This is a genomic window from Microcystis aeruginosa NIES-843 (genome assembly GCF_000010625.1).
Taxonomy (GTDB): domain Bacteria; phylum Cyanobacteriota; class Cyanobacteriia; order Cyanobacteriales; family Microcystaceae; genus Microcystis; species Microcystis aeruginosa.
Genome location: NC_010296.1, coordinates 2921143 through 2935102 on the forward strand (window position 1 = coordinate 2921143; position 13960 = coordinate 2935102).

The window sequence follows — 13960 nt, forward strand, 5'->3', positions numbered from 1 at the left end:
GTTTAAGGGGACTTCTGGCGAGATTTGAGTTAAACTAGAAAGGTTGACTATTGACAAACATCGATCGCACAGGAGTAAATTATGTCTAGAGTCTGTACTATGACGGGGAAAAAGGCCAATAACGCCTATGCGGTGTCCCACTCCCACCGTCGCACCAAAAAATTACAAGAAGCTAACCTACAATGGAAAAGAGTTTGGTGGTCGGAAGGCAACCGTTGGGTAAAACTACGCATCTCCACCAAAGCTATCAAAACCATTGAAAAGAAAGGATTAGCCGTCTTCGCTAGAGAAGTAGGCTTAAACTTGAATTTGTACTAAGCGAGTAGTTCAGAAGTGGAAACGAATCGACCCTATCGTTGACTCCTCTGCTTTTGATTATTAAGTATTGCAACAGGGCGTGATGTGGGGTGAAAACTACCTTTAAGATTAAAAACTTAAAACGACCTGTTCAGGAGAATTTCAATGTATTCAACCCTATTAATGGCCGCCACCGCCGTACAAGGTTCCAGCGAATGGAGTCCCAAAGTGGCGATTGTCATGATTATCTGCAATATTCTCGCTATTGCCTTCGGTAAAGCGACTATTAAACAACAAAATGTCGGTCCTGCTTTACCTTCCCCCGCTTTATTCGGTGGTATGGGATTAGGCGCTTTACTAGGTACTACCAGTTTTGGTCATGTACTCGGTGCCGGTGTCATCCTCGGTCTCTCCCGTCTCGGAGTTATCTAAATATGTTTTGATTTTCTCAATCGGTGGCCAAAAGTCACCGATTTCTTTTGTTAAAAATTCTGGACTATATAAGTAGGTAGGTGTTAAAAATTATCAGACACCCCCGTTATCAAGGGTAGGGTTGATTCATGAATCAACCCTACCTTATCAAGGGGGATCAAGGGGGGATATAGGGGGGATTTAATTAGAACCAGCTACTTAATAAATATGACTCTACCTCAAAAAAATTCTTTTTGGTACGATGAGCGATTTCAGAAGATTTTTCTACAGGTAATTATCCTGCTAATTGTCTGCCTAATTTTCTGGTTTTTTGGTCGCAATTTAGTGATTAATTTCCAACGCCTACGCTTAAGTTTTGGCTTTGGATTTCTCTTTGATCCCGACCGACCAGCTTCTTTTGCTATTGGTGACTCTCCTATTGCCTACAGTCCCACCGATACCTATTTTCGCGCTCTTTTGGTGGGATTGCTTAATTCCCTCCGCATTATGATTAGTGGCATATTTTTGGCGATTAGTCTGGGAATAGTCATCGGGTTAGGTCGCTTGTCGGATAATTGGTTAATTCGTCAGTTAGCAACAATTTATGTGGAAACTATTCGCAATACTCCTCTATTATTACAATTATTTTTCTGGTATTTTGCTGTGTTTCTGAAACTGCCGAAAATTGAGGAATCTTTAGAGTTTTTTGGCAGTGTATTTTTAAATAACTCAGGAGTCTATTTACCTTTTCCCGCCAATAGTTTCAGGACATGGTTAGCCTTAGCTATAATGATTTTAGGAATAATTCTCTCAGTATTTTTATACCTAAAAAATAAACTTAGTTTATGCCTAACTAGCCTACTAATCCTAGTTATAATTCCCCTAATTTGGGGTTTACAATGGCAAAGTCCCCAAGTTAATCCTCTTAATCAAAATATTGACTTCGGTTTACATCTTTCTTCTGAGTTTGCTACTCTCTTAATCGGTTTAACTGTTTATACAGCTGCCTTTATTGCGGAAACGGTACGGGGGGGGATTCAATCGGTTAATCGGGGACAATGGGAAGCAGCTAAAGCCTTGGGATTAAAACCTTTATTAGTGATGAGATTAGTAATTTTTCCCCAAGCTTTGCCAGTGATTATTCCTCCTTTAACTAATGAATGTTTAAACCTGGTTAAAAACTCTAGTTTAGCGATCGCTATTGGTTATAATGATATTTATGCTATCTCTAGTACCATCGCTAATCAGACGGGAAAAGCTGTAGAAATGTTAATAGTAGTTATGGCCACCTATTTATTCTTTAATCTGGTGATTTCCTTGACTATGAATCAATTAAACAAACGGGTAAAAATTCAGGAAAGATAGGGTGTGTTAGCAAGCGCCTAACGTACCGAATCGCACCAAAAGGTAGCCTAACGCACCAGAATTTAGCGATAAATTAATTAATGAGCATTAGCAGAATATAAAGCGGTGATAATTGCTGTCACCGCAGGACTAAGACTAGATAAAACCACCACAGAAGCGGTGGCAATGATGATAGTAGTAGCCATTCTCACCATACCGTCTGTACCTTTTTGATAGGCATCAAATTTATAATCTATGCGATCAATTTTTTGTCCTATTTCATCTCGCCACTTACTGAATGCGTCCTGTGATTGGCTGAATTTTTCTTGCAAATCACTAACTTCATCACTTAATTGAATCAACGCCGCTCTGATGTCATCATTACTGGGATTTTCGGGAATTTGCATGACCTTGATTAGCAATCAACTAACAACCGCCTATATTATAGCAGTTCTTAGCCATAAATTACAATTTTTTATCGGGAGGAGGAGTCAATCGCCAGCGCACTAAAAAACTATCAATACTTTCTAAACATTCCAAGTCATCTTTAGGTAAATAAGAATCTTTTGACAAGAAAGAAAAAGCCTGCTGAAACTCTTGACTATCAGCTTGAATCGGACTAGCAAAATGACAAGGAATAACCTGTTTAATCGGCCATTGGGCAATTCTATCAACCCATTGACTAACCTCCTCAGTAGTGCGATTAAGAATCAAAGTTTGCAAAATTGGCGCGACTATTAACCTCCCCTCTCGACGCAAATTTAAAAAAGTCTTTTGCCAATCATCACCCCATTGAAAAGGGAATAAACCAAAATAGGCTTTTTTACTCTTTTCCTTAGCAGTAAAAGCATCTCTAAACACCTGAATCCAATTGGGAACAGCTAAAACAGGAGGTTGAAAATAAAGAGCAAAAAGACAAATTCTTTGCCAACCCCGACGGCGATTTTCTGGGGTATCCTCCACCAAATCCTTAGCACTATTTTTAGCGTGAAACAGCAGCGGATAGGGGTCTAATTCTAAAATAGCGGGAGGATTTTCTGGGATAGAAATAATGGCATCGGTTAGCAGCAGAGTTTGAGAGTAGTGATGAAAAAAAGCCACTTCCGAGAAGTATCCCACATTCAGATCAATTGCGGGTAAAATTTCATAACTAAAATCTTTTCCTAAAGGAGTGGTTGCCGAGTCAGCAGGTAAAATTTCCGTTCGTTTTGCCGGTAAACCCAACCAACTCAAAGGTAAATTAAGAGGAAAACTCCATTGATTAGGAGCAACATAAACTATAGCCTTAGGAAAATAACGGGCAAAAGGACCGACAAAAACCTTATGTTCAATCCCAGAAATCGTCGGCAAAATAATATATTTAACTTCCCCATGTTGACTTTCCAACTCACGCATTAAGCGAATACATTCAGGAGTCGGGGCCACTGGTGCATAAACAAATAAACCCCCAGATGCTAACTTAATTACCGTCATGCGAATCGGCACGACCACATAAAAAATACCCTGCAATTGCTCAAATGTCCAGAGCGTATCTTTCACCACTTCTTGGCGAATTGTCCGTCTTTGACCATAGGGATAAAGTGGTACAATTGGCCAAAAAGGCCATGATAAATCTTGCGGAGTTATTGCGGCTTTTGTCATCGTCTGATTCTATTGCTGAAAATCTCTATTTTAGTTATCATAAACCTTTCTAATCCCCATGACTGATAAACTGCCCATTGATTCTTTGGTCAATACTTGGAATAGTCTCACGGGGGAAGTGATGAAAAGACTCCCCATCGACCAGTTGACTAATACTGTCCTCCAGTGGTTTAGTGTCAGTGATAGTCAAGTAGCGGAAATTTTAGAAAAAGTCCGTCAAGAATTACCCACCACCGAGGCGCTGTTAATCGGCAAACCCCAAACGGGAAAAAGTTCGATTATTCGGGGAATAACGGGAGTTTCGGCGGAAATCGTCGGGCAAGGTTTCCGTCCCCACACCCAAAACACCCAGCGCTACACCTACCCCGCGGAAGACTTACCCCTGTTGATTTTTACCGATACGGTGGGGTTAGGGGATGCCTATCAACACACAGACACGGTAATCGCGGAATTATTAGCAGATTTAGCCGAAAACACGGGACGCGCCCAGGTTTTTATCGTGACGGTAAAAATTAATGATTTTGCCACCGATAGCCTCCTGGAAATTACCAAACAACTGCGGCAAAAATACCCTAAAATCCCCTGTTTACTGGCTGTAACCTGCCTTCATCAGCTTTATCCTCCTAATATCGCCGATCATCCCCCTTATCCTCCCGATTTCGAGGATATCAATCGCGCCTATCAAGAAATTAAAGAAACTTTTAAGGATTTATACGACAATTCTGTGATAATAGACTTTACCCTAGAGGAAGACGGTTACAACCCTGTTTTTTACGGTTTAGAGGCATTTAGAGACAATTTAGCCGATTTATTGCCAAAAGCCGAGGCTAACACCATCCACCAACTTTTAGATCGGGAAACCAGCGATAAATTAGGCCATCTCTATCGGGACGTGGCCCGACGCTATATGTTAGCCTTTTCCGTGATAGCGGCGACCTTGGCGGCGATTCCCTTACCCTTAGCGACTATGCCCGTGTTAACCGCCCTACAAGTGTCAATGGTGGGGGTTTTAGGCAAATTATACGGTCAAGTCTTAACCCCATCCCAAGCCGGCGGAGTCGTCAGTGCGATCGCTGGCGGCTTTTTGGCCCAGGCCATCGGTCGGGAATTGGTGAAATTTATCCCCGGTTTTGGCAGTGTGATCGCCGCTTCTTGGTCCGCTGCCTATACCTGGGCCCTAGGAGAGGGTGCTTGTGTCTATTTTGGCGATTTAATGGGGGGTAAAAAACCCGATCCTAAGAGGATTCAAAGAGTGATGAAAGAGGCTTTTTCTGCTGCCCAAGAAAGATTTAAAAATGTCGCTACGGGAGGAGATAAAATCTAGTTATTAGCCCCTTAAGTGTTGGAGATAAAGCAGCCTAAGACAAGTAGCATATCTTCAAGTTAGCGAGATTTTAGTAACATTCGTCAGCTTTAGCTCCACTGGAAATTTACTTGGGCTTCTCAACCAGAACTATGGTTCAATACAGTTGAATATATCCCGTTCAAGTAATAGACAAAACATATAAAAAATGTGCCATGAGTTTCAGTGAGTAGCAGTATAATGGCTTTATGCAGTTTGACTGGGATAAGAATAAGGCAGAATGCAATCTATCAAAATACGAAGTCTCATTTGAGGAGGCAAAAACTATTTTTGATGATTCTCTCTATGTTAAATTCTACAATCGAGTCATTTAGAAGGAGTTGATATTATGTTAGTTAAAGGAATTAAAAAAGGCAAAATTATTGAGTTATTAGAGGAAGTTGATTTTCCCGATAATGAAGAGGTATTAGTAGAAATTAGAGAGGTTAATGATTTTTGGTCAGCCTTGCAAGATTTTAGGCAAAGGGTAGATTTGGCAAGTCTTGATGATGATACTTTTGATAATTGACGCGACAACTCAACCGGGAGAGATGTTCATTTATGACTCTCAAGTATTTACTAGATACTAATGTTTTGTCAGATCATGGCTCTTATACCAGTTATCTTAGCCGTTGTTGTAGTACCTTAACCCCGATACTTTACCCACAGTTAAAAACGAAAGGAAAAAGGCAGTAAATCCGAGAGATTAAAACGATAATTTTGCTGGGTTCCACAGATAATAATCTCTGCTTGCGGCGCTAATTCGGCTATCCATTGACGACAGGCTCCGCAGGGAGTTAACTGACTAATATCATCCTTCCCATCGATACAGGCTATAGCGATCGCCCGTACTTCTCGATCGCCCGCTGCGATTATTTGCGCTAAAGTTGCCCTTTCCGCGCATAAACTCAAGCCATAACTAGCGTTCTCCACATTAGTACCAGCATAAATCTTTTTATCTGTCAAGACCGCTGCCCCCACCCGAAAACGGGAATAGGGAGAATAGGAAAGTTTCGCCACTTCCCGAGCAGTGTCACAGAGTTGTTGTCTTTCTTGTTCAGATAGGGTCATCGGCTAGATAGCATCCGAGGCAACTTTGATTACTTCTTAATTATCCCTTTGGTCGTGCTTTGATGACATCCGAGCAAGACGGCCATTTGCCGTTGAGATAAATTTCCCTCTTGACTAGGTTGGTAGAGCAAGTTTCTTTGTTCTATGTTAAGATGTTGGTGGCTTAGTTTTTGGGATTTGTTGTTGCATTGATCGGACAATACCTCATGAGCCTTTCTCTGTCAACTCTTAAGGAGTCGTGCGTTTCATTTTTGAATTGGCGATTTAAGATCAGTTTTGTTTAAGTATCTTTTACCATGACTTCTACATCGAACTTTCAGCCGACGATAGTCTCAGAGTTTTAGCCGACCTCGAACTCAGGCTAGTTGCTCATTTTCACCGCAAAAACTGCATCCATAAATTTATCGCCGAATTTTAGCATGGAAATTGACACAATACTGCAGCAAATTGATATTGGAGAAGACCAAGAATATGAGTTTAAATCAGCCGAGGGAGGCTTGCCAAAAGACATTTGGGAAACTCTTTCAGCTTTCGCTAATACCGATGGCGGTTACATTATTTTGGGTGTTAGCGAAAAGAAACCTAGATTAGAAATTACAGGAGTGCGTAACCCTAAAAATCTTCAACAAGAGTTTTGGGATAACCACAACAACCGACAAAAACTGAATATATCTATCTGTTCTAATTCAGACGTAGAAGTAAAAAAGATTAATGAATATCAGCTTCTCATTATTCATATTCCTAGAGCTACCCGAACTCAGCGTCCTGTATATATTAACAATAACCCAATGACTGGTACATATAAGCGAAATTATGAGGGAGATTATCGCTGTCATAAGGAGGAAATAGAGCAAATGTTTCGCGATGCCAGCAATGAACCTCAAGATTTTCAAGTTTTAGATAATTTTAATCTCAACGATATTGATCCTGATACTCTGAAAGTATTTCGCCAACGGTTCAGCAATCGCGAACCCGATCATCCTTGGTTAGCATACAATGATCAACAATTACTCCATCAGTTAGGAGGATGGCGACGAGATAGAAATTCTAGCAAAGAAGGATTAACTGTAGCGGGTTTACTCATGTTTGGACGAGAACGCAGTATTTTAGATGCTTTCCCCCATTATAGTCTCGACTATCAGGAAAAATTATCTGACGATCCTGAAAAAAGATGGACATATCGCTTAACTCTTGATGGTAAATGGGAAGCTAATTTACTTAACTCTTATTATCGTGTTTATGGCAGATTAATTAATAATTTAGATGTTCCTTTTCAATTAGACAAAGATGCCGTTCGTAAAGATGAAACCCATGTTCATGAAGCTTTAAGAGAGGCTTTAGTTAATACTTTAATCCACGCCGATCACCAGTCTTCACGGCCTATAAAGGTGGTAAAATCTATCGATGGCTATCTATTTTCTAATCCCGGTCGTCTGAGAATTCCCCTACAGCGTCTCTATGAAGGCGGTACTAGCGATCCTCGTAATCCTCATCTACAAAAAATGTTTCAAATGCTCGGATTAGGTGAAAAAGCTGGCTCTGGATTTGGGAAAATTCTTCGTGCTTGGAAAGAACAACAATGGTTGAGTCCCCTAGTTTCGGAAAAACTTGACCTAGAAGTTACATCTGTTAATTTACCGATGACAAGTTTTATTCCCGAAGCAGTTGAAGTGGAATTAAAAAGGATTATCGGGGATGCTTACCGTCAGTTAGGTGATCTTGATAGGATAATATTAGTATTAGCGCATCAGTTTGAGGAAATTAGTAATACTGACATTCAGCGTTATCGATCAGAACATCCCAGAGATATTAGCGAACGCCTTCGTAATTTAGTTCAAAATGGCTGGTTACACCAGTCAGGTAAGTGTCGGGGAACACGCTACACCCTACCGAACCAGAATTCTTCAGCGCAACTTTCTCTATTACCAAGCTCCGAACATTACCCACCAAGCTCCGAACATTACCCACCAAGCTCCGAACATTACCCACCAAGCTCCGAACATTACCCACCAAGCTCCGAACATTACCAACAGTTAGAGGCAATTGCTGAACCCATACGCAGAAAAGGCCGCATTAGTAAAGACTCGGTACGAAAAGTGATTCTTGAACTATGCTCCCAACAATATCTACCCCTCGGAACATTAGCTCAACTGCTCGGAAGAGAACCTGATACTATTCGTAATCACTATGTCAACCCGATGATAGATGAGGGATTGCTGGAGCTTAAACACCCCCAACTAAGGAACCATCCTCAACAAGCTTATCGAACAGTATCTCGATCGCATTTCCTATCAGCGCAAGATGAGTAAACACCCGCTCCTCAAATCCGAGAGATTAAGGGGACTACATCGGCAAGCCACTAATTTAGCGATCGATAGCTAACTTATCACTTAACATTTCCCTGACGATTTTAGCGGTAGCGGGGGCTAATAAAACCCCGTTGCGGTAGTGTCCCGTGGCCAGAATAACGTTATCGTATCCGGGCAAATATTCGATGATGGGAGCGGATTTTTTCTCCGGTCGCGGTCGCTTACCGGACCAAGTACGCACGATCGCACCCGCGGCCAAAGAGGGACAAAAAGCGATCGCCTGTTGATACACTTGCTCTAATAGGGCAGTATCGGCGATAATTTCGCCCTTTTCGTCCATAAATTCCACCGTTGCCCCAATCCAGTATTCCGCTCGGGCCAAAGGCAGAATATGCAGGTCATTTCCCGTTAAAATCGGCTTAAAATCGGAACTTTCTAAGGGTTGCGTCAATTTTATCTGTAAAGCTTGCCCTAAAACCGGTCGGATTTCCACTGGATGGGTAAGAGTTTCGGTTAAAGCAGTGGAACCAATTCCCGCACAAAGAATCAAAGAGTCGGTTTCCTCTATACCATTGGAACTATAAACCTGGGTGCATTGCCTCAAATTAGAGCCTTGAAGCTCTGTCTTCCCAAAATTTTCAACTTTTACCCCAAATTGACATTTTACCCCCCTTCTTGCCGCAGCATCGACGAGAGACTCCGTGAGCAGGGCCGGATTAATTTGATGATCACTGGGCGAATAGATGGCACCATGGAGATGCTCGGCCACCTGGGGACATTTTTGCTTTAAAGTCTCTTTATCCCAGATTTCTAGACAATATCCCTGTTCTTGGCGGATTTGGGCTAACTTGCGCCAATTTTCTTCGTCTTCGGCACTCGATCGCAGGAGGACAATGCCATCACGGTTACAGGGAATAGTCAGTCCAGTGAGGGATTCTAGCTCAGGAAGGAGGGTTTCGTAACGTTTTAAACTTTCTTGCCGCAGTTTCCAGGCTCTACCTTTAGTTTTATGGCTGATAATCCCCATTAAAATCCCTAAAGCTGCCCCGGTTGCTCCTTGTCCCGGTTTTTTTTCATCGATGAGGGTAATTTCTAATCCTTTGATGGCGCTTAATTCGTAGGCAATGGTAGCCCCCACTATCCCCGCACCGATGATGACAATTTTAGTCATAAACTCCAGAGGCTATTTTTCTAGTGGGAATAGGACTAAAAAAGGGTTGAACAGGTTTCAACCCCGATAATTAATTACAGAACCCTGAAAATGAAAGGATAACGGAAAACCTTATAGGGATCTTTCCAGACTTGCAGGATAGCAAGAATGGGGAGAACAATGTTCACCACACCCAGAATTGCTAGGAGCAAATAACCGATTAAAACCCAAATTAGAATCCCGGCAATTAGGTAGTATAACCACATATTCAGGTGAAAGTTTAAAGCTTCTTTGGCGTTTTCCTTCACCGTTCCATCATCAGAAATGAAATAAATAGCTAAGGGAATCCCCACCGATACCAGCGTAGCACTCAAAAAGATCGAAGCATGACAAGCCACGGATAGGAGTCTTTTTTTGGTTAAATCTTCACTCATGACCATCGGGTTTATCCCCCTAAAATTGGCGGAGAAAGCGGATATCGCTATTATAACAACGGCGAATATCGTCTATCTCATGTAATACCATAGCAAATCTTTCCACGCCAAAACCAGCAGCAAAACCCGTATAGATTTGGGGGTCATAACCGACTGCTTTTAAGACATTGGGATCCACCATACCACAGCCCATCACCTCCAACCATTTGCCTTTCCACTGCACATCTACCTCGGCCGAGGGTTCAGTAAAAGGGAAGTAGGAAGCGCGGAATTTAACCGGTAAATCGGCCCCAAACATTTGCTTAAGAAATTCTTTAATTGTTCCTTTCAAATCCGTAAAGGTTAATCCCCGGTCCACCGCTAATAATTCCACTTGATGGAAAACCGCGGAATGGGTTGCATCCACGGTATCGCGACGATAAACCCGGCCCGGGGCCACAATCCGAATCGGGGGTTCGTGACTTTCCATGTAGCGAATCTGCACCGGGGAGGTATGGGTCCGCAATAAACGACCATCACTCAAGAAAAAAGTATCCTGCATATCCCGGGCCGGATGGTCAGCAGGGATATTTAAAGCCTCAAAATTATAATAATCGCTTTCTACCTGCGGCCCGGTGGCGATGCTGTAACCCAGACCGACGAAAATATCGATCATGCGATCAACTGTGCTATTTAAGGGGTGAATTCGCCCTAAAGGACGGCTCAGAGCAGGTAGGGTGACATCGAGGGTTTCCGCCGCTAATTTCGCCTTAATTTGGGCATTCTGGAGACTTTCTCGCCGGGATTCCAGCAGCGATTGTACTAATTCTTTGACCTCATTAGCGATCGCACCTAATCGCGGTCTCTCTTCGGGGGTTAATTTGCCCATTTCCCGTAAAATCTGCGATAATTCTCCTTTCTTACCCAGATAATTCACCCTTAGCTGTTCTAAGTCTTCTAGGGTTGTTGTTTGTTCGATGGAATTTTCCGCTTTCGCTGCCAGGGTTTTTAGGGCAGTTTCGATCGGATGGGGGGATAAACTCATAATTAGGGCATTTTATAGGGCAGCATTCTAGTCTAGTTTATCAAGAGAGGGAATTTGGGGAGACAGTTGCAGGGGCGATTTGCTTTCCGGGGTGACGATTCCCTGAGATGGTTTGCTGTATCATGTTCATCGCTCCCTGTCCCCTCTGATCAAATGAGAGCTTATTGCATGAGTGCCTCGTCGAACCTAGAACTTTCAATGGGAACCAGCTTCTCTTGATTGCATCAGATTTCTGGTTTTTTTAAAATGAACTCGATCGAGGCAAAAACCGCAGATAATTCTAGTTTAGTTGACGAGGAGAGTTTCTGGTAAACTTCGGCAATTTGATTAGAAAAACTATAGACTAATTTATTCTCCATATAGAGAGGATGTCCAATATAGTGGGAATCTTTAAGAATTTTTTTCAGTTTGTTGACTCGCTTCGGTGGAACAATTAACACAAGTTTTCCTGCCAGTTCTGGATAAATTTTTAGTAATTCCATAAAGCGATCGATTCCTGTGGTGATCGGTGTACTGGTTTCTACTTCAAAAGCGAACACTGCATCGCCTAAGTTATTAAACCAGATGAGATCGATCTGTTGTATTTTATCTCTGTCCCACTTTCCTAATTTATCGATCGGTAATTTTTCTAGAGAAATATCTTTAAAAGCTTCTCCATTCCAATAACCTGTAGATTGTTCTTTTTTGCCAATATAAGGCTTTAATCCGACAGCAATAGCAATTTTTGCCAGAGCGTAGATAATTTGATCGTGAGGAATTTTATCTGCTTGTTTGGGAAAATCTAAACCAGTTAAAACGGAAGAAATTGGCTCTATATTTAAATCGAGAGTTAGCTGAAGACCTTCTTCTTGCCCTAGTTGCCAGTGCCGACCATCGGGAGAATAAGCTAACTTTTCTAAAACCTTTAAAATCGATTGATCGCTTGGTGTTGTCCCGTTGATCAGGTTAGGCATGACCGCAAAAATAATTTCATCAAAAGTTGCTACTTTTCCCTGTCGTTTTTTGGCAGTTAGAAAATCCAAGAGATAAAATCTTATTCGATCTTCTAGCGGAATAAAGCAACCGATTTTCGTATTTGTACGAATTCTCCAGAGATGATCTAATTCCGAAAAGTTGAATTCCTCTTTTAACAAAGGAGTAATATCATCTATTTGTTTCTTGACTTGGGTTAGTAAGCCATTTTCCAATAATTTAGGAATGAGCGCATTATAAATATCTTCTGTGGAAGCACCCGAACTTTTAACGATTGTCATCTCGGCCACTTCTTTAATAATTTGCAGGATATCGATCCCGACTTTACTGATGGCGATTGTTTTGGGATTATTCACTTTTCTAAAGTTTAAAACTAACTCTCCCGATAGGACAGTCAGAGGATTTTTCTTTTTGTGTAATGAGGGCGTAGTAGAATGTTGTACAGAGGAATTTACATACTCAAAACCAGCTTCTTGAGCAGATTTAACGATCGCATCCCAATAGGCGGGATCTTTGTGAGCAAAAACAATACTCATCCAGCGATCAAATTTCAAAACTCGAAACATTTCTCGAATGGAATTCGATAACAAATTGATGTAAGTTTCTTTCGATTTCTTTAAATCTCCTCCTTCGATCGCTTCCAATTCTCTTGCGTTATCGCTCACTTCAAATCCTAGCCAAGCATTCCACATAGTCGAGAGATCTAAATAGGCAATATGTTGTCCGTAGGGAGGATCGGTATAGATATAATCCACGGATTCGGACGATATGCCAGTTAAGTCCGTCGCTGAGAAATCAAAAATTGAAAAATTTTCTTGATAAAAATCACCGATTACTGTATTAGTTTCGATCTTGAATTTTGCCGTCCCCTTAAATTTCTGCTCAAATTGTTCCCAGACATTAAGATCGATAGTTTGAGGAGGAATCCAATAGCGATAACGGTGCATAATTCCGCTATTTCCCCGGCTTTCTATTCTTCCTCTCGTGGAACTAAAGGTTAAATTGGTTTTATTGAGAGTTGCCGAGAAAGTAAACCTCATTAAATCTTTAATGATCGGATCGGTGATTAATTCAATCTGGTTGAGAATTAGAGAAAGGGAAAATAATTGACGTTTGGTAAACAAATTTTCTACAGATTCTGCGTCCGCATTTTTCGGTAAACGAACCCCTTGCGGATACCAATAGGGAATCTCTAAATCCGCCGCTTCTTCTGGAGACATTCGATAAACTTCCTCAATCTTTTCCTGACAATTTCTGGCGATGTCATCGAAAGCAGACCGAAAATCATCGATGTTAACGGGACTAACAGCGATATTGCGGCAGATAAAACCAGCCATCGGGTTAATATCCGAGTAAATCGCCTTTCGCTTTAAAACTAGAGCCTCTACCGCAGTCACTCCCGATCCCCCAAAGGGATCTAAAACCACATCTCCCACCTGACTAAAACGCTTAATATATTCCTGTACCACATTCCAAGCGCGCCGGGTAAAATAGGGATGACTTCCCCAATGGCGTAACGTCCCTTGTTTTTTGGGATCGATCGGCCCAGAAATGGGATCGATCATTCTATAGTCGAAGGAGGAAGCACTCATCTGGCCTTAAGAATAGAGTTCTATATATTACTGTACCCAGATGTGAGGGTATGGCGAGGATACCCTCTTGGGAGCATCCTACGCACTGCCGGAGGAAGTCCGGCTCTTGTTGCCGTTTCTCGGCAACAGGTGGGGAAAGCACCCCAGAAATCGAATCCTCGGCCTTAGTTTCCAGGGTTTTTAGGGCAGTTTCGATCGGATGGGGGGATAAACTCATAATTAGGGCATTTTATAGGGCAGCATTCTAGTCTAGTTTATCTGCTCCCGTGGCGAGACAGGCAGAATCGATCAAAGCTAATAGCTATGTGCTAGGATGGAGGTTGAGAATAAAAGTCGGCACTGCGGCTCGTTGTCAGTATTAATGGTCAAAGCG

Annotated in this window: 13 protein-coding genes and 1 pseudogene; 6 read left to right on the forward strand and 8 right to left on the reverse strand. The window is 41.9% G+C overall.

Going from position 1 to position 13960, the window contains the following annotated elements:
* Nucleotides 1-81 precede the first annotated feature (81 nt).
* The 3 genes from rpmB (at nucleotide 82) to MAE_RS13870 (ending at nucleotide 2073) form a co-directional block, all read left to right on the forward strand.
* On the forward strand, nucleotides 82-318 hold the full coding sequence (rpmB, locus tag MAE_RS13860) for a 50S ribosomal protein L28 (protein ID WP_002732080.1): 237 nt from the start codon (nucleotides 82-84) through the stop codon (nucleotides 316-318).
* A gap of 144 nt (nucleotides 319-462) precedes the next feature.
* Complete coding sequence (gene psaK, locus MAE_RS13865; RefSeq protein WP_002734065.1) at nucleotides 463-729, forward strand: photosystem I reaction center subunit PsaK; 267 nt, start codon at nucleotides 463-465, stop codon at nucleotides 727-729.
* Nucleotides 730-936: 207 nt separating this feature from the next.
* Complete coding sequence (locus MAE_RS13870; RefSeq protein ID WP_012266149.1) at nucleotides 937-2073, forward strand: amino acid ABC transporter permease; 1137 nt, start codon at nucleotides 937-939, stop codon at nucleotides 2071-2073.
* Nucleotides 2074-2150: 77 nt separating this feature from the next.
* On the opposite strand, the gene MAE_RS13875 is transcribed toward MAE_RS13870, so the two are convergent.
* Together MAE_RS13875 and MAE_RS13880 are read right to left on the reverse strand one after the other, a co-directional pair.
* The gene (locus MAE_RS13875) at nucleotides 2151-2459 is read right to left on the reverse strand and encodes a hypothetical protein (protein WP_002798015.1); all 309 of its coding nucleotides are present in this window, start codon (nucleotides 2457-2459) and stop codon (nucleotides 2151-2153) included.
* Nucleotides 2460-2517: 58 nt separating this feature from the next.
* Nucleotides 2518-3693, reverse strand: coding sequence for a DUF4336 domain-containing protein (locus tag MAE_RS13880; RefSeq protein ID WP_012266150.1), 1176 nt, complete (start codon nucleotides 3691-3693; stop codon nucleotides 2518-2520).
* Between the two features lie 58 nt (nucleotides 3694-3751).
* Between MAE_RS13880 and MAE_RS13885 the strand changes: the two genes are divergently transcribed.
* Together MAE_RS13885 and MAE_RS35055 are read left to right on the forward strand one after the other, a co-directional pair.
* Nucleotides 3752-5017, forward strand: a complete 1266-nt coding sequence (locus tag MAE_RS13885; RefSeq protein ID WP_012266151.1) for a YcjF family protein — start codon at nucleotides 3752-3754, stop codon at nucleotides 5015-5017.
* Nucleotides 5018-5384: 367 nt separating this feature from the next.
* Nucleotides 5385-5564, forward strand: coding sequence for a hypothetical protein (locus tag MAE_RS35055; protein ID WP_050766294.1), 180 nt, complete (start codon nucleotides 5385-5387; stop codon nucleotides 5562-5564).
* A 140-nt stretch (nucleotides 5565-5704) separates the two neighbouring features.
* Here the strand turns inward: MAE_RS35055 and cdd are convergent, their stop codons facing one another.
* Together cdd and MAE_RS32260 are read right to left on the reverse strand one after the other, a co-directional pair.
* Nucleotides 5705-6106, reverse strand: a complete 402-nt coding sequence (gene cdd, locus MAE_RS13895) for a cytidine deaminase (protein WP_012266153.1) — start codon at nucleotides 6104-6106, stop codon at nucleotides 5705-5707.
* Nucleotides 6105-6306: pseudogene (locus MAE_RS32260) on the reverse strand (helix-turn-helix domain-containing protein); the annotation flags it as partial. The pseudogene MAE_RS32260 and the gene cdd, both read right to left, overlap by 2 nt.
* Before the next feature lie 219 nt (nucleotides 6307-6525).
* On the opposite strand from MAE_RS32260, the gene MAE_RS13900 reads away from it, so the two are divergent.
* Entirely contained in the window at nucleotides 6526-8415 is a 1890-nt protein-coding gene (locus tag MAE_RS13900) for an RNA-binding domain-containing protein (protein ID WP_004157927.1), read from the forward strand.
* A 55-nt stretch (nucleotides 8416-8470) separates the two neighbouring features.
* On the opposite strand, the gene MAE_RS13905 is transcribed toward MAE_RS13900, so the two are convergent.
* From MAE_RS13905 to MAE_RS13920, 4 genes are all read right to left on the reverse strand, one after another.
* A complete protein-coding gene (locus tag MAE_RS13905) occupies nucleotides 8471-9586 on the reverse strand; it encodes an NAD(P)/FAD-dependent oxidoreductase (protein ID WP_012266154.1) in 1116 nt (371 codons plus the stop codon).
* Between the two features lie 74 nt (nucleotides 9587-9660).
* Complete coding sequence (locus tag MAE_RS13910; RefSeq protein ID WP_002798023.1) at nucleotides 9661-10005, reverse strand: DUF4870 domain-containing protein; 345 nt, start codon at nucleotides 10003-10005, stop codon at nucleotides 9661-9663.
* A 13-nt stretch (nucleotides 10006-10018) separates the two neighbouring features.
* Complete coding sequence (pheS, locus tag MAE_RS13915; RefSeq protein ID WP_002798024.1) at nucleotides 10019-11023, reverse strand: phenylalanine--tRNA ligase subunit alpha; 1005 nt, start codon at nucleotides 11021-11023, stop codon at nucleotides 10019-10021.
* Nucleotides 11024-11247: 224 nt separating this feature from the next.
* Nucleotides 11248-13587 carry a DNA methyltransferase gene (locus tag MAE_RS13920; RefSeq protein WP_002798025.1) on the reverse strand — a complete coding sequence of 780 codons (2340 nt, stop codon included), beginning with the start codon at nucleotides 13585-13587 and terminating at the stop codon, nucleotides 11248-11250.
* Between the last annotated feature and the right edge of the window lie 373 nt (nucleotides 13588-13960).

Coding starts and splice junctions, on each gene's coding strand:
- rpmB (WP_002732080.1), top strand. CDS start 82: ATGTCTAGAGTCTGTACTATGACGGGGAAAAAGGCCAATAACGCCTAT.
- psaK (WP_002734065.1), top strand. CDS start 463: ATGTATTCAACCCTATTAATGGCCGCCACCGCCGTACAAGGTTCCAGC.
- MAE_RS13870 (WP_012266149.1), top strand. CDS start 937: ATGACTCTACCTCAAAAAAATTCTTTTTGGTACGATGAGCGATTTCAG.
- MAE_RS13875 (WP_002798015.1), bottom strand. CDS start 2,459: ATGCAAATTCCCGAAAATCCCAGTAATGATGACATCAGAGCGGCGTTG.
- MAE_RS13880 (WP_012266150.1), bottom strand. CDS start 3,693: ATGACAAAAGCCGCAATAACTCCGCAAGATTTATCATGGCCTTTTTGG.
- MAE_RS13885 (WP_012266151.1), top strand. CDS start 3,752: ATGACTGATAAACTGCCCATTGATTCTTTGGTCAATACTTGGAATAGT.
- MAE_RS35055 (WP_050766294.1), top strand. CDS start 5,385: ATGTTAGTTAAAGGAATTAAAAAAGGCAAAATTATTGAGTTATTAGAG.
- cdd (WP_012266153.1), bottom strand. CDS start 6,106: ATGACCCTATCTGAACAAGAAAGACAACAACTCTGTGACACTGCTCGG.
- MAE_RS13900 (WP_004157927.1), top strand. CDS start 6,526: ATGGAAATTGACACAATACTGCAGCAAATTGATATTGGAGAAGACCAA.
- MAE_RS13905 (WP_012266154.1), bottom strand. CDS start 9,586: ATGACTAAAATTGTCATCATCGGTGCGGGGATAGTGGGGGCTACCATT.
- MAE_RS13910 (WP_002798023.1), bottom strand. CDS start 10,005: ATGGTCATGAGTGAAGATTTAACCAAAAAAAGACTCCTATCCGTGGCT.
- pheS (WP_002798024.1), bottom strand. CDS start 11,023: ATGAGTTTATCCCCCCATCCGATCGAAACTGCCCTAAAAACCCTGGCA.
- MAE_RS13920 (WP_002798025.1), bottom strand. CDS start 13,587: ATGAGTGCTTCCTCCTTCGACTATAGAATGATCGATCCCATTTCTGGG.